Annotated in this window: 21 protein-coding genes; 13 read left to right on the top strand and 8 right to left on the bottom strand. The window is 40.2% G+C overall.

Annotated features, from left to right (window positions below):
• Nucleotides 1–156: 156 nt before the first annotated feature.
• Complete coding sequence (purL, locus tag IQ259_RS11395; protein WP_193884715.1) at nt 157–2,595, bottom strand: phosphoribosylformylglycinamidine synthase subunit PurL; 2,439 nt, start codon at nt 2,593–2,595, stop codon at nt 157–159.
• Nucleotides 2,596–3,241: 646 nt separating this feature from the next.
• Nucleotides 3,242–3,727, bottom strand: coding sequence for an allophycocyanin subunit alpha-B (locus tag IQ259_RS11390; protein ID WP_193884714.1), 486 nt, complete (start codon nt 3,725–3,727; stop codon nt 3,242–3,244).
• 105 nt (nt 3,728–3,832) lie between these two features.
• Between IQ259_RS11390 and rlmD the strand changes: the two genes are divergently transcribed.
• Together rlmD and IQ259_RS11380 are read left to right on the top strand one after the other, a co-directional pair.
• Nucleotides 3,833–5,191 (top strand): 23S rRNA (uracil(1939)-C(5))-methyltransferase RlmD, encoded by a 1,359-nt coding sequence (gene rlmD, locus IQ259_RS11385; RefSeq protein WP_193884713.1) that lies wholly within the window; start codon nt 3,833–3,835, stop codon nt 5,189–5,191.
• Nucleotides 5,192–5,622: 431 nt separating this feature from the next.
• Complete coding sequence (locus tag IQ259_RS11380) at nt 5,623–6,072, top strand: anti-sigma regulatory factor (protein WP_193884712.1); 450 nt, start codon at nt 5,623–5,625, stop codon at nt 6,070–6,072.
• Nucleotides 6,073–6,122: 50 nt separating this feature from the next.
• Here the strand turns inward: IQ259_RS11380 and IQ259_RS11375 are convergent, their stop codons facing one another.
• Nucleotides 6,123–6,434 (bottom strand): DUF6439 family protein, encoded by a 312-nt coding sequence (locus tag IQ259_RS11375; RefSeq protein ID WP_193884711.1) that lies wholly within the window; start codon nt 6,432–6,434, stop codon nt 6,123–6,125.
• Between the two features lie 75 nt (nt 6,435–6,509).
• Between IQ259_RS11375 and IQ259_RS11370 the strand changes: the two genes are divergently transcribed.
• From IQ259_RS11370 to IQ259_RS11355, 4 genes are all read left to right on the top strand, one after another.
• Nucleotides 6,510–6,878 carry a hypothetical protein gene (locus IQ259_RS11370; RefSeq protein WP_193884710.1) on the top strand — a complete coding sequence of 123 codons (369 nt, stop codon included), beginning with the start codon at nt 6,510–6,512 and terminating at the stop codon, nt 6,876–6,878.
• Nucleotides 6,879–6,880: 2 nt separating this feature from the next.
• Nucleotides 6,881–8,272 carry an asparagine--tRNA ligase gene (gene asnS, locus IQ259_RS11365; RefSeq protein WP_193884708.1) on the top strand — a complete coding sequence of 464 codons (1,392 nt, stop codon included), beginning with the start codon at nt 6,881–6,883 and terminating at the stop codon, nt 8,270–8,272.
• 117 nt (nt 8,273–8,389) lie between these two features.
• Nucleotides 8,390–8,620: a DUF2281 domain-containing protein gene (locus IQ259_RS11360; RefSeq protein WP_193884706.1), complete on the top strand. Its 231-nt coding sequence runs from the start codon at nt 8,390–8,392 to the stop codon at nt 8,618–8,620.
• Nucleotides 8,621–8,858: 238 nt separating this feature from the next.
• Nucleotides 8,859–9,233, top strand: coding sequence for a type II toxin-antitoxin system PemK/MazF family toxin (locus IQ259_RS11355; protein WP_193884704.1), 375 nt, complete (start codon nt 8,859–8,861; stop codon nt 9,231–9,233).
• 119 nt (nt 9,234–9,352) lie between these two features.
• Here IQ259_RS11355 and IQ259_RS11350 read toward each other — a convergent pair whose 3' ends face one another.
• The 4 genes from IQ259_RS11350 to IQ259_RS11335 all read right to left on the bottom strand — a co-directional run bounded on the left by IQ259_RS11350 (nt 9,353) and on the right by IQ259_RS11335 (nt 12,371).
• Nucleotides 9,353–9,727: a hypothetical protein gene (locus tag IQ259_RS11350; RefSeq protein ID WP_193884702.1), complete on the bottom strand. Its 375-nt coding sequence runs from the start codon at nt 9,725–9,727 to the stop codon at nt 9,353–9,355.
• Nucleotides 9,728–10,069: 342 nt separating this feature from the next.
• On the bottom strand, nt 10,070–10,462 hold the full coding sequence (locus tag IQ259_RS11345; RefSeq protein ID WP_193884701.1) for a GFA family protein: 393 nt from the start codon (nt 10,460–10,462) through the stop codon (nt 10,070–10,072).
• Between the two features lie 13 nt (nt 10,463–10,475).
• Complete coding sequence (locus tag IQ259_RS11340; RefSeq protein WP_193884700.1) at nt 10,476–10,823, bottom strand: hypothetical protein; 348 nt, start codon at nt 10,821–10,823, stop codon at nt 10,476–10,478.
• A gap of 63 nt (nt 10,824–10,886) precedes the next feature.
• On the bottom strand, nt 10,887–12,371 hold the full coding sequence (locus IQ259_RS11335; RefSeq protein ID WP_193884699.1) for a CIA30 family protein: 1,485 nt from the start codon (nt 12,369–12,371) through the stop codon (nt 10,887–10,889).
• Between the two features lie 160 nt (nt 12,372–12,531).
• Here IQ259_RS11335 and IQ259_RS11330 point away from each other — a divergent pair, with 160 nt between their 5' ends.
• Together IQ259_RS11330 and IQ259_RS11325 are read left to right on the top strand one after the other, a co-directional pair.
• A complete protein-coding gene (locus IQ259_RS11330) occupies nt 12,532–13,032 on the top strand; it encodes a HugZ family protein (protein WP_193884698.1) in 501 nt (166 codons plus the stop codon).
• A gap of 55 nt (nt 13,033–13,087) precedes the next feature.
• Nucleotides 13,088–13,972: an alpha/beta fold hydrolase gene (locus tag IQ259_RS11325; protein ID WP_193884697.1), complete on the top strand. Its 885-nt coding sequence runs from the start codon at nt 13,088–13,090 to the stop codon at nt 13,970–13,972.
• Between the two features lie 24 nt (nt 13,973–13,996).
• Here the strand turns inward: IQ259_RS11325 and IQ259_RS11320 are convergent, their stop codons facing one another.
• Complete coding sequence (locus IQ259_RS11320) at nt 13,997–15,754, bottom strand: DUF3685 domain-containing protein (protein ID WP_193884696.1); 1,758 nt, start codon at nt 15,752–15,754, stop codon at nt 13,997–13,999.
• Nucleotides 15,755–15,857: 103 nt separating this feature from the next.
• On the opposite strand from IQ259_RS11320, the gene IQ259_RS11315 reads away from it, so the two are divergent.
• From IQ259_RS11315 to IQ259_RS11295, 5 genes are all read left to right on the top strand, one after another.
• Nucleotides 15,858–18,860, top strand: a complete 3,003-nt coding sequence (locus IQ259_RS11315; RefSeq protein ID WP_193884695.1) for a pentapeptide repeat-containing protein — start codon at nt 15,858–15,860, stop codon at nt 18,858–18,860.
• A gap of 187 nt (nt 18,861–19,047) precedes the next feature.
• Nucleotides 19,048–19,902, top strand: a complete 855-nt coding sequence (locus IQ259_RS11310; RefSeq protein ID WP_193884693.1) for a DUF975 domain-containing protein — start codon at nt 19,048–19,050, stop codon at nt 19,900–19,902.
• A 20-nt stretch (nt 19,903–19,922) separates the two neighbouring features.
• Complete coding sequence (locus IQ259_RS11305; RefSeq protein ID WP_193884691.1) at nt 19,923–20,705, top strand: RDD family protein; 783 nt, start codon at nt 19,923–19,925, stop codon at nt 20,703–20,705.
• Nucleotides 20,706–20,962: 257 nt separating this feature from the next.
• Entirely contained in the window at nt 20,963–21,994 is a 1,032-nt protein-coding gene (locus tag IQ259_RS11300; protein ID WP_193884689.1) for an NADP-dependent oxidoreductase, read from the top strand.
• A 299-nt stretch (nt 21,995–22,293) separates the two neighbouring features.
• Nucleotides 22,294–22,683 carry a hypothetical protein gene (locus tag IQ259_RS11295; protein ID WP_193884687.1) on the top strand — a complete coding sequence of 130 codons (390 nt, stop codon included), beginning with the start codon at nt 22,294–22,296 and terminating at the stop codon, nt 22,681–22,683.
• Nucleotides 22,684–22,817: the final 134 nt, after the last annotated feature.

The raw sequence follows: 22,817 nt of genomic DNA, 5'->3' as shown, positions 1-22,817 counted from the left end.
AATTGGTAACTACGAATTACGAATTGTCAAGTCACTGGGATTATGGCTTTAGGTGGTTACTTATTCTTAATAAATCTTTAACCACTTATTAAAACAGTACCTTAAGAAGTGTGAAGTATAAAGTATAAAGTGTGAAATTTTAGACTTCATGCTTTTTCAGGCTGTGGTACTTGCAGCTAGACGTTTAGCGATCGCATTGTTGTAGCGACTCTTCATATCTTCAATACTAACTGCGATTAAGGTCTGGTTATCGGTAGTTAAAACCGTCAAACCAGCATCGACATTAGTAACCTTGCCTAGTTTTTGCCAATCTTTGCCCAGATGTTCCTGTAAGTAGGATTCCCACTTTTCTTGTTGTTGTGATCCCACAGAAACGATAATTCTCGCTCCAGCTTCACCAAACAGCACTTCATCAAGACGTTGTAACTGGTTTGATGATATTTCTAAACTTACTTTTGCACCCAGGTTGCCAGTAATGCAACATTCTGCCAAGGCTACAGCCAGTCCACCTTCAGCACAATCGTGGGCTGAACGCACCCAACCCGCACGAATGCCATCGCGGCAAACCTGCTGCACACGGCGTTCCAAATCATAATTTACCCGTGGTGGTCTACCAGCTACAGTGTTATGGATAGTGGCTAAATATTCCGATGCTCCCAATTCAACTTTGGATTGTACGGTTAACCCTAACAAATAAATAACATCGCCAGTTGCTTGCCAAGCTTGACCGCAAATTTTGGTAAAATCAGGAATTAAACCAACCATTCCCACCACAGGTGTTGGATAAATTGGTTGGGGGTTGCCTTGGGAATCGAGGGTTTCATTGTAGAGAGAAACATTACCGCCTGTGACTGGCGTTGCTAATTCTTGACAACCTTCTGCTAAACCCCGACAAGCTTCTGCCAATTGCCAGTAGCCGATTGGTTTTTCAGGACTACCAAAATTGAGGTTATCGGTGACAGCTAACGGTTCTGCACCTACACAACTAAGATTGCGTGCTGCTTCTGCCACCACGGCTTTAGCGCCCTCATAGGGATCAAGATAAACATAGCGAGGATTGCAATCTACTGTAGCCGCAACTGCTGATTTATAAGTAATCCTCCCCTGCTCCTCTGCTCCCCGAAGTTTGCTTGGAGGGAAACCCTCCTGGCAACTTCTCTTCCTGCTCCCCTGCTCTTCTAGCGGGCGTAAGCGGACTACAGCGGCATCTGCACCACCAGGGAGGGTGACAGTATTATTTTGTACCTGATGATCGTACTGACGGTATACCCAATTTTTAGAGGCGATCGTTGGTGTATCTAGTAAAGTTAATAAAATCTGACTCAAACTGTGGCTGCGTCCTTGAATTTTGATCCCCGCAGTGGTGCAAACAGGTAAAGCATCAGGTGACCATTCCCAAGCTTTACGGGCATATTCTGGCGGTTCTGCTAATAACTCACGTTGGTAAAGTGGGGTATTTTCAGCTAAAGCATCAGCCGGAATTTCAGCTGCAACTTTACCGCGAAACAATATCCTCACAATGGGTTCAGCAATCACTGTACCAGCGACGACGGCATGAAGTCCCCAACGGTGGAAAATGTCGATTAACTCTTGTTCTCGCCCTTTGTGGGCAACGAACAGCATTCGTTCTTGAGATTCTGACAGCAAATATTCATAGGGAACCATCCCAGTTTCCCGCACAGGAATTTTATCTAAATTTAATTCAATTCCGACACCGCCTTTAGCTGCCATTTCTGAGGTAGAACAGGTAATCCCGGCTGCACCCATATCTTGGGCGGCGACAACTGCACCTGTTTTAAAAGCTTCTAGACAAGCTTCAATTAAAGACTTTTCTAAAAATGGATCACCAACTTGTACAGCAGGACGATCATCCATTGACGCATTACTTAATTCTGCACTGGCAAAACTTGCGCCTCCCATACCGTCGCGTCCGGTGGTAGAACCAACATACAATACAGGATTACCTAAACCAGATGCCCCAGATTTGACAATTTCTGGCGTTTCCATCAATCCCAGTGCCATCACATTAACGAGGGGATTTCCCGCGTAAGCAGAATCAAAGTAAACTTCACCACCGACAGTAGGTACACCTACACAGTTACCGTAATGGCTGATCCCAGCGACTACACCAGTAAATAGCCTTTGGGTTTTATGATCTTCTAGAGAACCAAAACGCAGCGAGTTCAACAAAGCAATGGGACGCGCACCCATTGTAAAAATATCTCTGAGGATACCACCTACGCCTGTGGCGGCTCCTTGGAAAGGTTCGACAGCGGAGGGGTGATTATGGGATTCAATTTTAAAAGCTAGTTGTAATCCATCGCCTAGATCAACAACTCCAGCATTTTCACCAGGGCCGACAAGAATGCGTTCGGGAACCGCGCCGCAGGCTTCGCCTGTCGTGGGAAATTGTTTCAGTAAAGGTCGGGAATTTTTGTAACAGCAATGTTCTGACCACATCACCCCAAACATTCCTAGTTCTGCTTTGTTGGGATGACGGCCTAAGCGTTGCACAATTTCTGCATATTCTTCTGGTTTAAGACCTTCGGCTGCAATTTCTTGGGGAGAAAACGGATTTTGTGAGGTGGCAGTCATGGAAGTAATGCACCAAGGGTATAGAGGATCATTGTATAGTCAATGGTCATTTGTCATTATGTTATTCTTTCTCTGCTTCGATTTGCACCCTAGTACCGCACAAGGTGGAAGTCAAAAGGAGCCAGTGCGTTGGGCGGGTTCCCCGACTTAAAGCAACTGGCGTTCAAAAATCAAAAAGCTCATGGAATAGGCTTTTTTTTGATTTAAAATGGTCTGTTTCTTTACGCCGTACTGTACTAGATATCAAACTCACTTAAGTAGATACCGCTCGATACTAACACTCAAGTGACGACAATCACATAGAAACATGATTGAGATCGTCTCCCTCCACTGGGCAAATTGGCATAATTACATACAACTGAACTCTAGCCGAGTCATTAATAGGGAACACACTAATTGCCGACAGTTTTGATGAAAGCCTGTCGGCTTTTTATTTGGGTATAAGGTGTAGGGTGTAGTAAAAATCTTGACTATGAAATTAAATTTCCCCACACTTGGTTGATAGCTTGACACAGAGATGGCCACAGCCACTACCAAATGTGGGGAGGTATGATCAAATTAGAGATTTTATCTTTGAGTGCTAACACTCTGCACTCACTCTATTAGAGGGAAGGCACATCTAAAAAGAAGCAAAACAGACTTTGAATTAAGACATCGCTTGAATGATGTAATCAAAGTATGGTGCTGCTGCTGCTGTGTCTTCCGCACTTAGTAGGTCAAGAGAGGCTTTTTTCAGACAATTGATGGCTTCTACCATTCCAGGCACAGGAACACCAAGAGAGTTGTACATTTCCCGGACACCAATTAAACCTATTTTTTCAATTGGTTCTTTGTCACCAGCAAGTACGCCATAGGTAATCAGGCGTAAGTACCAGCCAAAATCACGGATGCACAGGGCGCGTTGACGTTCGCCGTAAGCATTGCCACCGGGTGCGATAAAATCAGGACGCTTCTGCCAAAGTTGCTTGGTTGCTTCCTGAACTATCTTTTTTTCATTTTCAGCTAAGGTCGCTACAATTCGCGTCCGTTGCTGACCGGTTTGCAAATATTCTTTGATACTCTTGAGTTCACCACTGCTGGGATAACGCAGTTCGTCGTCGGCTTTGAGAATAACTTGGCTAATTACAGTCATGATTATTGTAATCACGAGAAATATTATTTGCTAGTGTAACGAGTTGGAGGTACACAAGGGAAGGAGGGGAGTCAAGAGAGCAGAGGAGCAGAGAGAAAATAACTAATGACTAATATTTGGCGACAGGGTGAATTAATTGAAGTAGCGATCGCAGACCTGAATGATACTGGTGATGGTGTCGGTCGCTATGAGGATCGGGTTGTATTTGTACCAGATACTGTCCCTGGCGATCGCGTCCAGGTACGTTTGCTACACGTCAAGCCTAAATATGCTCACGGCAAACTCCAGCAGCTACTACATCCATCTCCTCACCGCATTCGACCGAGTTGCATTGTGGCTGATAAATGCGGTGGTTGTCAGTGGCAACATATTGATTATGAGTATCAGTTAGCAGCCAAGCATAATCAAGTTATTCAAGCTTTACAAAGAATTGGTGGTTTTACTGCACCACCAGTAGATCCCGTACTCACCGCAGTTTCATCTTTGGGATATCGCAACAAAGCCACTTATCCTTTCAGTGTTTCTGCTACAGGTCAGGTACAAGCGGGATATTACCAAAAGGGTAGCCACCAATTAGTTAACTTGAATCAATGTCCTGTACAAGATTCTCGATTAAATCTTATACTTGCTGAAGTTAAGCAAGACATTCAAAAGCGTGGCTGGAAAATTTATAACGAACAGCGACACCAAGGGCAAATTCGTCATTTGGGTTTACGCATTGGCCGCCGGACTGGCGAAATCTTGTTGACTTTGGTGGCTACAGATTGGAAGTTATCGGGAATTACGGAACAAGCCCAGGAGTGGTTGCAACGCTATCCTCAATTAGTGGGAGTCTGTGTAAATCGGAATAGCGATCGCACCAATGCTATTTTTGGGACAGAAACTCGCTGTATTGCAGGTGTTCCCTATCTGCGAGAAAAATTTGCAGATTTAGAATTTCAAGTCCGACCAGATACATTCTTCCAAGTTTCTACAGAAACAGCCGAAGCGCTATTGCAGGTAATTCAATCGGAACTTCAGCTGCAAGGGAATGAGGTGCTAGTTGACGCTTACTGTGGGATTGGAACCTTAACTCTGCCCCTGGCCAAGCAAGTTCGTCAAGCGGTGGGATTGGAATTACAAGCCGAAGCAGTAGAGCAAGCTATTTTGAACGCCGAGCGCAACAGTATAAATAACGTTACATTCCAAGTCGGTGCGGTAGAGGATTTACTGCCGCAAATGGGAATAATACCGAATGTGGTCATACTAGATCCGCCACGTAAAGGATGCGATCGCTCTGTCATCGATTCATTACTGCGATCGAAACCTGCACGCATTGTTTACGTCAGCTGTAAAGTAGCCACACTGGCGCGTGACCTGAAATTATTGTGTCAAGGAGGCATGTATAGACTTACACGGGTGCAACCTGCCGATTTTTTCCCACAAACATCTCATGTGGAAACTGCTGCCTTTCTTGTGTTATGACATTTAAGTAAGAGTACTAACTCTTCATGAAAATCTTAAATTGCAAATTTGTAGTCTGGTGCATAGTAAAAATGCTAAAATCGAATTAACCTAAAAATAGAAATCATTTTGTTAAAACTACTAAAGTTGCATAAACTCTCAACATTATGAATAAGATTGTCTGAAGTAAAAATAGGCAACACAAAAGTCTTCCTAATAGTTTGAAAAAACTTCTAGTATTTCTTAAGTTTCTGACTACACTAGTGGATTTTTTAGAGCCATTTTATGTATCAACAGTCCGATTTCATGAACAGAGTAAATGCTCCCTAGCATTTTCAAAACTTAGTATAAAAGACGCAAGTTTGAAGGCAGCATGACCACCTCAAATTTTGTCAGGGTGCGCGTACAAGCAAACTGATGTCTAGCTAACTGAAAGCTATGGGGTTTCTCTTGTGATTAGTATTTCGCTCCGTCCGGTAGGACGTTATTGGGGTACACTTAGTTTTGCCTCAACTCTCTATCTTTGTCCCATATTAGATTTACTGCTGGCAGAAATTCCAGCTAAATTACAAGCAGAACTGCGGCTAGGACTCCAAGAAGCCTTAGTAAATGCCGCAAAACATGGCAATAATCTTGATCCTAGTAAAAGAGTTGTAGTCCGTTTTTCTCTAATAGATAATCAGTACTGGTGGGTCATATCCGACCAAGGCCAAGGCTTTATGCCAGCATCAAGTTCTGATGAAGATCCCACAGACTATTTACCACCGGATGAATCAGAAAGTGGTCGTGGTTTATGCCTCCTCCATCAAATTTTTGATCAGGTGGAATGGAGTCGCAAAGGCACAGAATTAAGGCTTTGTAAACAAATGGAAAATCGCCCCCGATTATCTTTGAGGCGATAGCAAGTAAAAAGGCAAAAGGTAAAAGGCAAAAGTTTCTGTTCTTTTTACCTTTAACTTTCTTGTCCCTTGTGTCCGTGTGTAGGACACGGAGGTGCAGAAATTGACCTGTCTAACCAACCTGTGGCTTGTTCTAAGCGGGCGAGGGCTTCTTGTGGCTGATTTTTGAGGAGAAAGACCAGAGCAGCAGCAGCTTGTTCACTAGCGCGAGAATTGCGGTTAGACTTGAGGCGATGCCAATCGTTAGGGGAAATACTGAGTCTTTCCATGACGGCTTGAGCTAATTCCAGAGTGCTAACTTCATTTAGTTGACTGGTTTTAGGCAGGATATCCAATTCTAAGTTTTGAGTGCTGAGAGATTCCATGTCTACACTTGGTTATTGACTAGTAACTATATAACTATTGGCAGAGCTACATTAATCTTAATTTATTACCCGTCAATGAAGCCGCCTAGACAATCACATAATCCTTCGCCTGAAGAAAATCTAGAACTAGATTTTGAGCAAGAATTAGAGGAAGTAGAGCGATCGCTCTGCTTAATTAAAGAACGTTACACTCAAATCAAGCGAGATCAACAGCAAAAGGCAGAATGGCAACAACGCCAGCAAGAATTAAAAGAAAATAAGCATCAAACACCAGAAATCAAAGCTGAGTTACGGCAAATTCAAAAGCAGTTGGAATTGCTGGACACCAACCTAGAAAGTCAGTTATTTTCTTGGCGTAGCCTAAAAAAACCTTTCTGGCAAGCCGTCCGCTTTGGTGGAATGGGCGTTATCATAGGCTGGATATTAAAATCCTGTGCTGGGTAAATATGGTAAATCGACGGATTGCAGAAATATTGCGGAGTGGTCAACCTGATGAGTCTCTTGTAGTTCAAGGCTGGGTAAGGACGAAACGTGACTTGAAAGGGTTTGCGTTTATAGAGGTGAATGATGGCTCATCACTAGCTAATTTGCAAGTTGTCATCAATGAGGGTTTACCAGAATACGAAGGGATTTTGAAACAACTAAATACAGGTGCGTCAGTTGAGGTTAACGGTGTACTGGTAGCTTCTGTTGGGAAGGGACAGCGGATTGAATTAAAAGCCGAGACGGTGAAAGTCTACGGGGAAGCTGATCCCGAAACGTATCCTTTGCAGAAGAAACGCCACTCTTTTGAATTTTTGCGTACTATCGGACATTTGCGATCGCGTACTAATTCCTTTGGTGCAGTTTTCCGGGTCAGAAATGCTTGTTCAACCGCAATTCATCAATTTCTCCAAGAACGTGGCTTTTTGTGGGTACACACCCCCATTATCACCGCCAGCGATTGCGAAGGCGCAGGTGAACTATTCAGCGTCACCAGTTTGGATCTTAAGAATGTTCCCCGTGCAGAAAACCAAGCCGTAGATTACACCCAAGACTTCTTTGCTAAACCCACATATTTAACAGTTAGCGGCCAGTTAGAAGCCGAAGTCATGGCGATGGCCTTTTCTAACGTTTACACCTTCGGCCCTACCTTCCGTGCAGAGAACTCCAACACCTCCCGCCACCTAGCAGAATTTTGGATGGTTGAGCCAGAAATGGCATTTTGCAACTTAGAAGGCGACATGGATTTAGCTGAGGCGTTTCTCAAACATATTTTTAAATATGTGTTAGAAACCTGTCCAGAAGATATGGAGTTTTTCAATCAACGCATTGATAACACCGTTTTAGCCACAGCTGAGAATATTATTAACAATCAATTTGAACGTCTGAGTTATACAGATGCAATCAAACTGTTAGAAAAAGCCGATGTCAAGTTTGAATATCCTATAAATTGGGGTTTAGATTTACAATCAGAACACGAGCGCTATCTAGCAGAACAATTGTTTAAAAAACCAGTAATTGTCACAGATTATCCAGCGCAAATCAAAGCTTTTTACATGCGCTTAAATGACGATGAAAAAACCGTCCGCGCGATGGATATTCTCGCACCAAAAATTGGGGAAATTATCGGTGGTTCTCAAAGAGAAGAACGTTTAGACGTTCTAGAACGCCGAGTAATAGCGCAAGGAATGAAACCAGAAGATTTATGGTGGTATTTAGACTTGCGGCGTTTCGGTACTGTTCCCCATGCTGGGTTTGGTTTGGGGTTTGAAAGGCTCGTGCAATTCATGACAGGGATGGGAAATATTCGTGATGTGATCCCGTTCCCACGCACACCACAAAATGCTGAATTTTAACAACAGTATAATGTAATTAGCGAACACAAACAAAACCCGCCAGTGCGGGTTTTGCTGTATAGTGCAAGAAGTAGAGATTATCCTAGATAAAGAGAGATACATCTGAACATATTCATCATGGATATACAAGAGAAAACAATTGCTAAAATTCGGCAAATGCCAGAATCTTTATTGCAGGAAGTAAGTGATTATATAGACTTTTTATTAATGAAGCACAAAGGTAATAATTGGGAATTGTGGCTTCAGTTTAGCGAATCACTGAATATGGCTGAATCAGATTTTTCTGAATATTTATCTAATTTGGAAGATTATGAAGAACGTTTAGCACAAGGAGAAATTCAGTGGTAGATATTCCCCTATTTGAATCGAATGTGAATATAGTTTGTGGTTACACCATGATAATCCGTCTGCACTACTCAATATTTCTCTAGTGCAAGCGTTGCTGAGAATGAATAATTGTTGACTATACTTATCAAAAAATGGTAGTATGGTTAATAATACTCAATCTAATAAGTGTATTCAAAGCGAAAGGGTTAATAAGGAATACCCAATTCCTAAAAAAATACACTATCCACTTTAGATTGAAATGAATAAAAGAGAACCTACTTTAGAGATCAAACGCGGAGATGTAGTTCTTTGCGATCTTAATCCAGTAGTTGGTACAGAACAGGCAGGAATTAGACCTGTGGTTGTAGTGCAAATTAATAGGGCAAATTCTGTTAGTCCTCACACTATCATTACACCGTTAACCACAAAAATTAGACGTGTGATATTACAATCTCATGTTTTTATTCCTGCTGGTACAGGTGGTTTAAATCAAGATTCTGTAATCCTTTGTGAGCAAATTCGAGTTGTCGATAAATCAAGAATTATCAGAGTAATTGGTCATTTAGATGATGATTATTTAGATAGCTTGGCCATAGCTTTAAGTATAATACTTGGTTTGACTATTCTTAAATAAGAATGAGAGCTATAGCAATCATATTTGATTGGTAAAAATCGAGAAGTTCAGAAACCCGACTTCTTAAAAAAGTCGGGTTTCTTGTTGTTTACAAATGATTTATCACTGCTATAGATGATTTAGATAATGGATGAGTCTTCTCCAGGCAAAATATCATTAATACCGATGACCCAGGGTATACCGTGATTCACTGGAGAACTGATACTGATTTTAGCTTGGTTAGCAAAATGTTTTAACTTATCGGCTAAGTAGGGAACAGTAGTCAGAATATGCTGATAGCTTTCTATATCTTGACAGACGATGATGAATATGAGAATGCCGCTATTGATTTTGAAATACCAGTGACAACTAGATAATAAAACGCGTACAGTGCGATCGCAACCTAAGAAAAAGCTTCGTTTTATGGTTTCTTCCAGTTGACTTAGTAATACTTCACTAATTAGTGTTGTTTTATGAGAAGGTAAATCATCGGGAGAGAGATATGGTTGATTCATAGAAATTCGCCCTAATTCAAAAGGGTTAGTAACTGACGTAAACTGAATAATTTTTCGATTATGACTTGACTATGAGATTCCCTTTATTCAGATATGTCAGCTTGTATAACAGTCTAATGAGACATCCATTCACTCCTAGTACAACTTTTATATAATCTACATTGCCTTTTCTGGCATTTTCCTCAGATTTCTTTAGCAATTGCTCTACAAAAAGCAATACTTTTTATTAATTCTTCAAGCAATAATTAATTGCAGCATTTTTCCCTAGATTTTAACCTAGATGAATTTGTACTCAATTAGTATGAGAATAGCTATAATTGCTTATTTGCAACAATATCAATATCAATTAATTAACTTATGAATATTTGCCTCCCAATTCATCCCATCAAAAGGTATAGTCTCGAAATTTGAAATTACATCACCATCGAAGCATCGCACATTCACATCTATACAATCGGGATGACTGCGGGGAATGTAAAAAGAATGTATTCCACAGGTGCGGCAAAATTTATGTTGAGCAACTCCCGTGTTAAATCGATAAGTTGTCAACTCATCTTCGCCTTGCAATAAATTAAATTGTTCTCGTTGGACAATTAGATGTAAAAAGCCTTTTTTTCTGCAAATAGAACAGTTGCAATCTTGGGCTATGTGTTGGTCAACTACCACACGAAAACGTACTTTACCACAATGACAACCACCTTCGTAGATCATTTGTTCTTGAATAGTTATTGCCATACAAATTTATTAATTAACGTGATTCTAATTGATAAATGCGTTCCTCTAATGTATTAACTTGTTGTTTTAATTCAACCACTAAAGTTGCCAATCGGTCAAACATATTATCACGCTCTTGTTGTGACAAATTTCTTCTAGTTGACTGTGGTACAGTAATCGATGTTCTGGAGTTGGGAGACTGGCGAGTTTGTCCGATTTGTGATTCTATTTGATTTAACCGTGACTCCATGCGATTAAAATCTGCCCGCAAATTATTGAGGCGAGATTCGGTTTGCTGAGATGATGCGATGTTAGAAAATAATCCAGCCCACATAATTATGACTAAAGCCACTGCAAGTCCTAATACTCTAATTTTTTTCATCTCTGTAGATTGATTTATAACAACAGCCTGTATTAGTAGGCTTAATTTTTATTTATTGGTGATTTATTTATCAGGCTGTAAATCAGAAAATAGTTTTTCCCAATTGATAGAGTCAGCCCTATTTTCTCCGGCTTTCACTTCAAAAGTGACATTATGTGCTTTACTTTGTTCTAATGCTTGTACACAAATTTCTGCTACATCTTCACGGCTGATTTTGCCTTTGATGTTATCACCTTGCTCAAGTATTAGTTCTTTACCTCCTGCTTCTTCAGTTAAAGCGCAAGGTCTAATAATTGTGTAGGGAATACTACTGGCTCTTAAACTATCTTCTCCTTTTAATTTCCAGGTTAAAATACCTCCTAGTTGCTCATTTAATTTAACTGCGGGTGGTTCTTCTTCTAGATTAATACCTGGTCTTCCGGGACGAGTTACACCTGCGGAACTGACGAGAATAAACTGTGGTAGAGTTTGTTCGCCATAAGCTTTAATTGATTCTATTTCTAAACTAAAAGCGCCAGGTGTAAATTTAGGATTTAACGCACCATCATATTCAAACTTGCTCAACATTAGTTGAAATGAGCTAATTCTACTTGCATTTAATGGTGGAGCATCTTTAACAGTTTTGGCGCGAAATACTGGAACTAAATTTGCAAAAGGGATGCGAACATCTATCCAAGTGTTAGCTACGGTGTCAAAAGAATAGCTGTAACCTAAACCATCCCATGTTGCATCTGGTCTTAGGAATATTTTATAGCGTTGACCGTCACCTTTGACGCGTAATTCTACACCTGTGTAACCAGATAATTTAAAAGGTGGGTCAAAGTTTTTTGTCCTAATAGAAGCAAATCCGCCTGAGTTAGCGGTGGAAACATTACCAGCAAACACAGCGGTATTTGTTGTTAATTGAATATTACTAGAACTAACACCTCCCATAACTACATCATCCAGCGCACCCCAGATATTTTTTAATTCTGCGGAAGGATTTGTAAAATCAAATATGATTTTTTTATTAGCTTGAGGGAGATATTTTGCTGATGCTTCTACTAAGTTTTTGACACCTTGATATTCGACATTTTCGGGGGTGTCACCAACAATTTCTGGTTGATAAAATTTAACGCCTTGATAATATTTGGCTCTATCGGCTGTGTCTCCTTCAACGGGTTGGACACGCACTGCTGTACAACAAACTACAGCTTGGATGTTAGCCATAACTAAGGCGTTTAAAGTTTCTGGTTTGGTAATATCTGCAATTACTAAATCAACATCGTTGCCTAAAAGTGACCTAGCTTTATCTATGTCGCGCACAAGACATCGCACTTGATAACGGCATTCTAGCAGTCGCCGTACTACTCGCTTACCAAGACCACCCGTTGCACCTGCTACTAATATTACACCCACGTTTTTTCCTCCATCAGGTCTATCTTGTGTATCTTGGGGACGACCTTGGATGAGTTGTTGTATCCAGTTGAGGAACGGAATAACCTCAAAATAAGACAGTGTTTCAATGAACCTGCCTAAGTCCCATTGAGAACGATTTTTGTCAGTCACAATTGCGTCCTCATTACTCGCTTCTTGTTACATGATATCGGTTTTGTTCTCAAAGATGAGGAAGTAGGTACAATTAAGCCACATCGTTTTGTGTGTTGGCGATCGCCAAATAAAGCTAAAATACTTACTTAAGTGTTGCTAATCATACAAATAATCAATTATGAGCCAACTAGAAAAAACTCAAGCTGAATACGAAAGTTTTCCTCACGAGTTTCAGAGTGTCATCATTAGTACTATTACTCAAGAAGGTATACCTAATAGTAGTTATGCACCTTTTGTGATTGATGAAGCAAAAAATATTTACATTTATATCAGTGACTTAGCAACTCATACGCAGAATCTTTATGCTAATCCGCATGTGAGTGTTTTATTTATTGATGATGAAGCAAAGAGTAATAACATTTTTGCCCGTCGTCGCTTAAGTTTTGATTGTACGGCGACTTTGATAGAACGTGACACGGAAACTTGGAATAAAATTGTTGAGCAATTTCAAGAACGCTTTGGGGAAATGATTGAAGTATTACGAGGTTTAGCTGATTTTCGGATTTTTCAGCTTACCCCTAGTTCAGGTCGTTTTGTTCTTGGTTTTGGCAATGCTTATAAAATTAGTGGCGATAATTTAAATCAACTAGTTCAGATAACTAGAGATAACGCTAAGTGAAGAAAGTTTTTATACTTCACACTTCATACTTCACACTTTATACTTCATACTTTTTATGCTTCAGTTTCAACCTCCTGGCTTTGGGCATAAAGTTATTAATACTTCCTTGGGTGCAATAGTTTACTATACTCAGACATCTGCACCTTGGTTAAACGCTGATAGTGAAGATTTAGCACCATTACTATTTTTGCATAACTTTGGTGGTGGGGCATCTGCTTACGAATGGTCAAAAGTGTACCCAGCTTTTGCCCAAACATACCGGATTTTAGCACCTGATTTAATTGGTTGGGGAGAGTCTGCACACCCTGTACGAGATTATCAAATTAAAGATTATCTTACTGCGATCGCAGAATTTATTACTCAAACTTGTCGCCAACCTGTCCAAGTCATAGCCTCATCTCTCACGGCTGCTTTTACTATCCGTTTAGCGATTACTCAACCTCAACTATTTCAATCATTATATTTAGTCTGTCCTTCCGGATTTGATGATTTTGGTCAAGGTTCTGGACGCAGATTACCACTTTCGGTTATTAATACGCCCTTATTAGATAGTTTAATATATGCGTTGGGTGCAGAAAATGAATTAGCAGTGCGGAATTTTTTACAAAGTTTTCTGTTTGCTAAACCCGAAAGAGTTTCGCAAGAAATAGTAGAAGCTTATTTAACTTCAGCACAGCAACCTAATGCTAAATTTGCAGCGTTGGCATTTTTGCGGGGTGATTTGTATTTTGATTTGAGTTTATATATTCAACAGTTAACAGTTCCTAGTGTGGTGTTTTGGGGAGAAAAGGCGCAGTTTACTAGTATTAAATTAGGGCGGAGGCTGGCGAATTTTAATCCAGATGCTATTCACAAATTTTATGCGATCGCTGATGCTGGAGTGTTACCTCATTTAGAATTACCAGAAGTAGTTATTGGTTTATTGCATCAGCATTTATAGCAAAGTGCTGTGAGCGGTAGCAGTTTACTTCTGCTTCTCACTATTGCGCTTAAGATTTTTATCTTGAAATGACACACTGCCGATACCTTGCAGAATACCACGACCGATTAAACCTAAACCGCGACCGATGACTTGGGTAAGAATAAAAACAATACCACTACCTAAAAAAGATATCAGAGATTGTAAGCGTGGAGCGATCGCATCCCAAAATTCTAGTACCAGCGTTACAAATAAGGGAACTCCTGAAAGGGTTGCTAACTCTTCTTTACGGGGAGCGTAAATCGAAATTTGGGCAATTCCCCGCGGTGCTAAAACAAATAACTCATAGCGGCTTTCAAAAATTGCTTTGGCTTCATTGACATAATTATTTAAACGGTATTTCCATGACAAGTCATTTCTAAAGCGTTCAATTTCTCGTGTAGAAATGAAATTGCGATTGTAAAAAGTCTTCTTAACCGCTTCTACATCTGCTAAGTAATTCAACAGTGGTTGTATTACACTGTTTGCAACCTGAATCAATAAATTTTCTAAAATTCCTAATGCTTGATATTTAGCATCAGAGCTATCTGCTGGATAAGAGTTATTATCAATATGTAAATCAGTTTGAAATAGCAGATAAGAAAGTAGTTCCGCCACAAACGGAATTTTATTTAATATCTCAGTTTGAATAACTCTAGAATTTTGCAACAATACGTTGACAAATTCGATATTTTGCTTGCCAACTTGCACCCTTGCGAACTTACCAAAGAAATCTGTAACTGTGGTTTGCCATAAATCAAATAATATTGTATTTTTAAATCCTTCCAACTGTTCAATTGTGATTTTAGAAGCACGTATTTCATCCAGTTGCTTCGCCAATTTTTGCAGAATTAGATAAAGTAAATCACGCTTTTTATCTTCACGTAAAATATCAATTTCCAAAGGAATATCTGTGACATTTACTAAAGGAAATTGCAGCTTGTTTACACAAGATGAAAATAAGGCAAGTTGTAAGGCTCTTGAGTTAATTGGAAGTGGCGAAATTAGCTGTTCTTCAGAATCGGTTGGCACAATAGCGCTACTAGGCGAGGGAATGACTGGCAATTGTCCAGGCGAGGGAGTAAATTGCTGTTGTTGTCTTTCTTGGGGTGAACTTAACAAGCCATTGAGCAACCAACGCGCAGCTAAAAGTTCTCGCCGTTGTCCAGCTAAAACAACCTGGTCTAGTATTGGTAAGCCTGGGGTGTGTAATTGTGCTGTAACTTTTGCTAGAGAATCATTAATGTAATTAATCCCAGACAAACGTAGATTATGCCGCAGTCGAAATAAAGGCAACTTGTGAGGTGAAGAGATGAGAGTTTGGGGAGGATTTGCATTTACTACCCAATGAGAACCACCTGTTGCGACTTCTTCTATTGCAGCAACTAGTTGAGACACAGGAGTACCTTTAGGACGGTAGCCATCTACACCCGCCACTCTGGCGGCTGAAAGGATTCTTGGGTCTTGGACAGAACTGAGCAGCAAAATTGGCAATGTGGGGTATAAAGTTTTTAGTTGGTGACAGAGTTGTAAACCTTGTAACTGACTGTCAATGGAGTGGCCGTTTCCTAATTCCAAAACCACCAAATTTACTTGCTTGGAGTCTTGATTTGCAAGTTCTGCTAGTATTTGCAAAGCGGCGGTATCTGTTTCTACTTCGGCTACCACTTGCAAGTTAGGCATTTCCTCCAAAGCTACCCGCAATCCTAGGCGGAAAATGGAGTCTGGGTCAATTAGCAATAATTTGAGAGGGCGATCGCTCATAATTGGCTTAGATACTAAGCGTATTCCTACCCATTGTTACCTGTTTTCGCCAACCAATAAATGGATAATAATTGCATAGGCGGACTCTTAATTATGTAATTAAATGAACCTCAGTATCCGGCAATGGTTGGCAGAACGCCAGATTGAAGTCAATCAAATTAGAGAATTTTCACTTGGTCAATTAGCGGGTGTTGCTTACCGTATTGTCCAAGATATGGAAGTCAAAAGCCTTGCACCACTTGATATTTGTACTTTAGCAGAAGTTTTAGAACTACCTTTAGGTTCTGTTTGGCAAGATATTAATGTCATCGCCCGATTAACAGAAAGTCTATTGCGTAGTCTCAGTGAAAAAAAAGCCTTAAAACGTAACGAAGGCACATGGCTGGCCTTTCAAATTGCCTATCTCCAAGCTTTGCAACAGGTGATTGAGCAAGAAGTCAAGCTGCAAAGACCTTGGCTCAATCGTGCTATGATTCCTACTCGAACCGAAATATTAAAAGAGCTAGTTAGTAAACTCAGCTTGCAAGATCCTCAACTCCAAGGGCTGTTGAAAACTCTGAGCATTGGTAAATTAACTGATACTCAAGCTGAACAAGCACTGTCTGTAGTAGTAGATTCATTACTGGTACAACAGATGAGTAACGCCACTATCGCTTGGTTTATCGCCAATGGTGCTGAGGAATTAGAAGCTAAATTGTTAACTCAGCGTTTAACTCATTCCCTGAGTGGATACTTACTCAAAGTCATTGCTGAGAATGCACCACCTCTAGCCCAACTACAAAAATTTTTCCAATTAGCTTCTGTTAGTAATATTTACCCTCCAGAAGCCGGGGTTTTGGTAGGTGACAAAATTGACTTGTACCGAGAAAATTACCGCGCAAGCTTGCTGCAAAACCTGAATACACCTTTATTTACGGAATCTTTTGCGCTCAAGGATATTTATATTCCGCTCAAAGGTTTGACTCCAGAAGCAGGTAATTTTCAGTCTGTTGATTTAAAGAAATGGGCGCAGGAACAGTTGGCGGATCTCGAAACGATCGCCATAATTATATCGGAACCTGGTTATGGTAAAAGTAGCTTCTGCCAAATTTGGGCAGCACAAGTGGCGCGAGAGCTTTATCCTACTTGGATGCCAGTTATTATTCGACTGCGCGATATTCAATATGGCAAAACTTTAGCCGAAACTCTCAATTCTGGTTTTTGTTTAAATACTCAGACTAACTTGAGTGATTGGCTAGAACAAGAACATCCCCGGTGTGTATTACTGCTAGATGGTTTGGATGAATTACCCACTTCTAGTTTAGGTTCAAGAACAAAGGCAATTTTTATCCAGCAGCTAATTGTATTTCAAGCTGAGGGTAAACATAAAATTGTGTTGACTAGTCGCAGAACTACCTTAGAAGAAATCGACTCAGATATATTATTGCAATTGCAGCAAATAACTATTCAGCCATTAGAGCAAGAGCAGCTAAAACAATGGTTTCAGCAGTGGGCAATTTTGCAATCGTTGCCAATAGCCCAAAACTTCTTTACATTCTTAAAGCAAGCTGGGTTATTTATTGGTAAATCCCAGTTACCAGAACTGGCGGCTCTAGTTCGCCAACCGTTAATGCTTTATTTACTGGGAGTTCTCCACCGTGACGCACTCATAGATGATGAGATATGGGAATTAGGTCAACAAACTAGCACCGCTACAGTGCTTTGGGAAATTTACAATCGTTTGAGTCGCTGGTTATTGGGCTATCCTGCCACTGGCGGTATTAAGACAATGTTATTACGTTCGGGGTCGGCGCATATTCATCGTACACAAGAAGCGATCGCTAATTTACTCTCAGGTCATCATCCCCAAGATTTATTAAACCAAATACAGGCGATCGCTCTACAAATTTTACACAGCGATCGCTATCAAATCAACTTGCCCACAGAATTCCATCACAACATCCCACCCGCTTTTTACTTTAGAACCTCCTCTTCTCCTAACTCCCTCCTAACAGAATTTTCTCACCCCAACTTAGGCGAATATCTCTGTGCTGAAGCTATTGCTAATCAACTACAAAGCCTCACTCAACAGCAAGAAGATGCCTACGGAACGCTCATTTTTAGCCTAGATTCTTTTAGTAAAGTTGCCCAACATCTATATAATTTACTTGGCTATGGTGTCCTCACTCAGCAAATTGAGGAACTAGTCATTGAAACTTTGTTACGCAAGCCCAAGAGCGATTTTTCTCTAACATTGTTACTACAACGTCTAGAATTATTTTGGCGTGGTTACTGTCAAGGTCGTTGGTTGAATGAAGGGATAGTTCATACAGCTTGGACTTATTTTCACACACTGCATAATCCTGTCAATGTCGAGCAAATTAATGCCAATGTTGGAATAAATATATTTTTATTGTTGTGTGCTGGCTATAGAACTACAAAAGTTGCATTTTCCCCTTGCGGTAATCCTCACAGTATGGCGGAGTTCTATCCAGAAACTTTGACGATGCTAATTGGTAGAATCGCTATTTTGTCTGATGATGTCTTAGTCAAACGAATTTTCCCCCAATCCCTAACGGGAATCAATCTCTCAAAGGCATCTTTGTTGCAAGTTATGTTAGCTGGAGCAAATCTTGAGCAGACAAATTTATCGGGTGCAAACCTTACTGGCGCAAACCTAACTGGTGCAAACCTAACTGGCGCAAACTTGACTGGTGCAAACCTAACTAGTGCAAATTTGACTGATGCAAACTTGACTGGTGCAAACTTGAATGGTGCAAATTTGACTAGTGCTAACCTTAGCAGAGTTAACCTTCAGACAGTCAATCTCACCAATGCCTGCTTATTTGATGCTATTCTGGCTAACGCTGACAGAGAAATTGCCACACTTAATGGTGCTTTATTCTCATTGGAGCAGTTTTACACCCTGAAAAAATTGCTATCACAGTCATCTTTAATGAGCATCACTAATAGCACTGAAAAAACTGAAGCTTGGTTTAACAATAATCCCGATATCAGAGGAATTGAAAGCTTAGAAGGAGAGCCAATTTCCCCAATGGATTTATATGATGATGTTGTTGAAGATGAAACAGTTTTCAGTGTTAATCCTAATGATTATGATCAATAGTCATTTGTGGCGTTGCTGAATTTAGGGATGAAATAATAAACCATATTCTCTACGAAAGGCTTCCGCCAACGTACAGTGTATCGAAGAGAGCGTCATTACGAATTACAAATTACGAATTACGAATCAATATAACGTACCTTAAGATAGCCACAAATTCACAACTGTACTTTCAAGGAAATTTGGCATTATGTCAGGAAATATTGGTTCTCCCAGTCCCATGCAACCACTCAGCGTTGGGAATGTTGTAAGTGCAGGAATGCGGCTGTATCGTTCTCATCTCAAGGATTATTTTTTACTAGCGTTAAGAGCTTACTTGTGGCTACTAATACCTATTTATGGATGGGCAAAGTTTTATGCTCTGACATCGCTAATTTCCCGCTTGGCGTTTGGCGAACTAGTCAATCAGCCTGAGAGTATTTCATCGGGCGAGCGCTTTGTCAATTCTCGATTGTGGCAGTTTTTGCTGATGATGCTGTTAATGTTTTTTGTCGGTATAGGTATTGGTTTAGGTGCATTAATTGTATTTGTGCTGTTAGCTGCTTTATCCGCAGGATTTCTTGGAGGAGTTGGTCAACAAGGAAATTCTGCCAGCAATCTTTTATTTATTGCCATAGCTATTGTTATGGGTATTGCGGCATTTGTCGCAATTTTGTGGCTATTAACTAGATTTTATTTAGTTGAAGTACCTTTAGCTATTGAAGAAAATATTGAAGCGACATCAACTATTAGCCGCAGCTGGGAATTAACCCAAGGTTATGTTTGGCGGATTTTGTTTATTTCTTTTGTTGCCCTTTTGATTACAATACCTATTCAAATCATCGTTCAGATTATTGCTACTATTCTTCAGTCTATTTTTTTGTTATTAATTAGAGAAAATTCTGCTTTGTTTACTCTAGTTTATGTTTTGGTAACTGTTGGTTTAAGTTTTATTGGTGGTGCGTTGATTATACCGTTTTGGCAAACTGTTAAAGCAGTGATTTATTACGACCTACGCAGCCGCCGTGAAGGGTTAGGCTTGCAGCTACGCGAGCGCGAAATTTAAAAATCAGTAAAAATATTATTATGCACATTTTTAACCGCGTTAAATTCCGCACCCCCGAAAGTATAGAATTAGAATTCACCCTTGCTGGCATAGGTAATCGCGCCTGGGCTTTACTAATTGACTATTTAGTGTTAGCTGTAATTTTGGTAGTGTGCGTCTTTACTTGGGTTACAATCTCTGGTCAGTTAACCGATTTTTGGCAAAGTCAAGATACTTTTGCTTCACAACTTGGCCTTTGGTTGATAGCAATTATCTTTCTGACTCTCTTCGGAATTTACGCTGGTTATTTTGTATTTTTTGAAACCCTGTGGCAAGGACAAACCCCAGGAAAACGCTTTGCTAAAATTCGCGTTGTTCGAGATGATGGTAGACCTATCGGGTTAGCACAGGCAACTTTACGCGCCTTACTGCGACCTTTAGATGAATTCTTATTTATGGGAGCTTTTTTAATTATGTTTAGTCGCCGTGAAAAGCGGCTTGGTGATTGGGCAGCAGGTACAATTGTGATTGAATCCCAAACAACCACTGCGTCAGCGACTTTCACGATTTCAGAACAAGCTAGGTCTTTCTATGAAGAATTGCTAGACATTGCCGACTTATCACAATTATTACCTGATGATTTTGCTGTAATTCGGGAATATTTGCAGCGACGTGGTGCAATGGCATTAAAATCAAGAGTTGCTCTAGCTTCTAAATTAACTCAACAGGTTACAGCCATTATTAATTTAGATAAATTACCAGAAGTTGCTCCTGATGTATTTTTAGAGGCTGTTTACTTGGCTTATCAGCACAAAGAATTTTAATATTTTCCTTGCTGAATGCGCGGATAGGTAGGTGTAGAAAATGAGGGTTGAATAAAAATCGGGCGTTGCTGAATTTAGGGATGAAATAATGAACCGCAAAGTACGCAAAGTACGCATTCTCTACGAGAGGCTTCCGCCAACGCGCAGCGTCTCGTAGAGAAGAAGAGGTTTTGTGAGATAAATATCAGAAAATCATCCCGCATTTATGCAACACCCATTTTCGATATCCGCGTCAATTCTTACACCGAAACAAATCAATGCAGACAGCAATCAATCGACAGTTTCGCTTGGCATCCCGTCCTGTTGGCGATATTACAGCCGATAATTTTGAGTATCGAGAAGAAGCAATTCCTCAGCTTAGTGATGGTGAAGTGTTGGTACGCACCATATATCTTTCACTAGATCCTACCAATCGTATTTGGATGAGCGATCGACCACAATATATGCCACCAGTGGAAATTGGGCAAGTTATGCGCGGCGGTGGTATTGGTGTGGTAGAACAATCAAAAAATCCCAATTTTAAAACAGGGGATTTAGTTTCAGGGATGCTTGGCTGGCAAGATTATGCTCTGGCTTTGGGAAACACTGGTTTAGACATCACAAAACTACCTAATCCTTTACCCTATCCACTTACAGCATTAATCGGGCCATTAGGAATGACAGGTTTTACAGCTTATTTTGGACTTCTAGATATCGGAAAACCTAAAGCCGGCGAAACTGTAGTTGTCTCAGCCGCAGCCGGAGCAGTTGGTTCCGTTGTGGGACAAATTGCCAAGATTATGGGTTGTCGTGTAATTGGAATCACTGGCTCCGATGAAAAATGCCGTTGGCTTGTAGAAGAACTCGGCTTTGATGATGCTATTAACTATAAAACGGCAAATTTAGAAACAGCACTAGCTAAATCGTGTCCTGATGGCATTGATGTATATTTTGATAATGTCGGCGGTGCTATTTTGGATGCGGTGCTAACCAAAATTAACTTGCACGCACGTATTCCTCTGTGTGGTTTGATTTCAACTTATAATGCCACTGAGCCTGTGCCTGGGCCTTATAACTATAGCCAAATTCTCATGCAGCGATCGCTAGTACAAGGGTTTATTATCCTTGATTATGTTCCGAGATTTGGTGAAGCGATCAAGGATCTTGGACAATGGCTCAACCAAGGGAAAATTAAGTATGCGTTGGAGATTGTTGAAGGTTTAGAAAATGCACCATCAGCAATTCTTAAACTATTTGATGGCAGCAAAATTGGAAAACTAGCTATTAAAGTTTCACAAGAGCCTGTCTAATTAAGTTATAAACTTGTTTGCGATCGTTAACAAGCAATAGATTAATACTTGAGGGACACGAAGGTCGCAGTGTCCCTAACACTAAATATGCTATTAAGAATTTTTGAATTGGTATAGCAGGTGACAGGGAACAGATGACAGGGTTAAAAGTTTTTTAGTGCATGAGTTTTATCATTGGCCGATGTCCTAACTGCCTTGGCTACTGCTATATAAGAAGTAATATAGCCTGAGCAAGGCACTTAATCTAGGCAAATACGTCAATATTAATCATCTTTGATGATTAATATTAGGAGGAAAGTATGAAAAAATCAATTATTACCAAAACACTCATCACATCAGTTAGTTTTTTCGCTTTGTTTGCTCCTAGCCAAGCATCTGCTCAACTAATACCACAACCTTGGGTATCCGTTGGCAGTAAAGATGGTGATACCACCTATGCGGTAGGAGCTAGAGCTTTTAATTTGGGTGTTGAAGTAGGAAATGGCCCTGACGGAGCTACGGGGGTAGATGTGTTGAAATTTGTCAATTTACCAGTTATTTCTCCTTATGTAGGAGTAGGATTATATTCCCAAGATAAAGGTGTGGCTGTTTCTGGTGGTGTTCAAGTAGGTGCTACTAAAAACGTTTTCGTAGGAGCAGGTTATAATTCTGTGCGAGGTTTTAACGGACAACTGGGAATTAGATTTTAATTTTGTTATTTAAAATTGTTTTCTCTTCAGTGAATTATATTTGTAGACAGCTAACGAATTAGAGCCTGTCTGCAAATTAATAGTGTTTATTTCGTTTTCAGATGAATCCACATAAATAGGATACAAGAGTTTTT

It is taken from the genome of Fortiea sp. LEGE XX443 (genome assembly GCF_015206815.1).
GTDB lineage: Bacteria > Cyanobacteriota > Cyanobacteriia > Cyanobacteriales > Nostocaceae > Nostoc_B.
The sequence above is the reverse complement of the archived record's forward strand: the minus strand, read 5'-3'. Positions and strand labels throughout refer to the sequence as shown.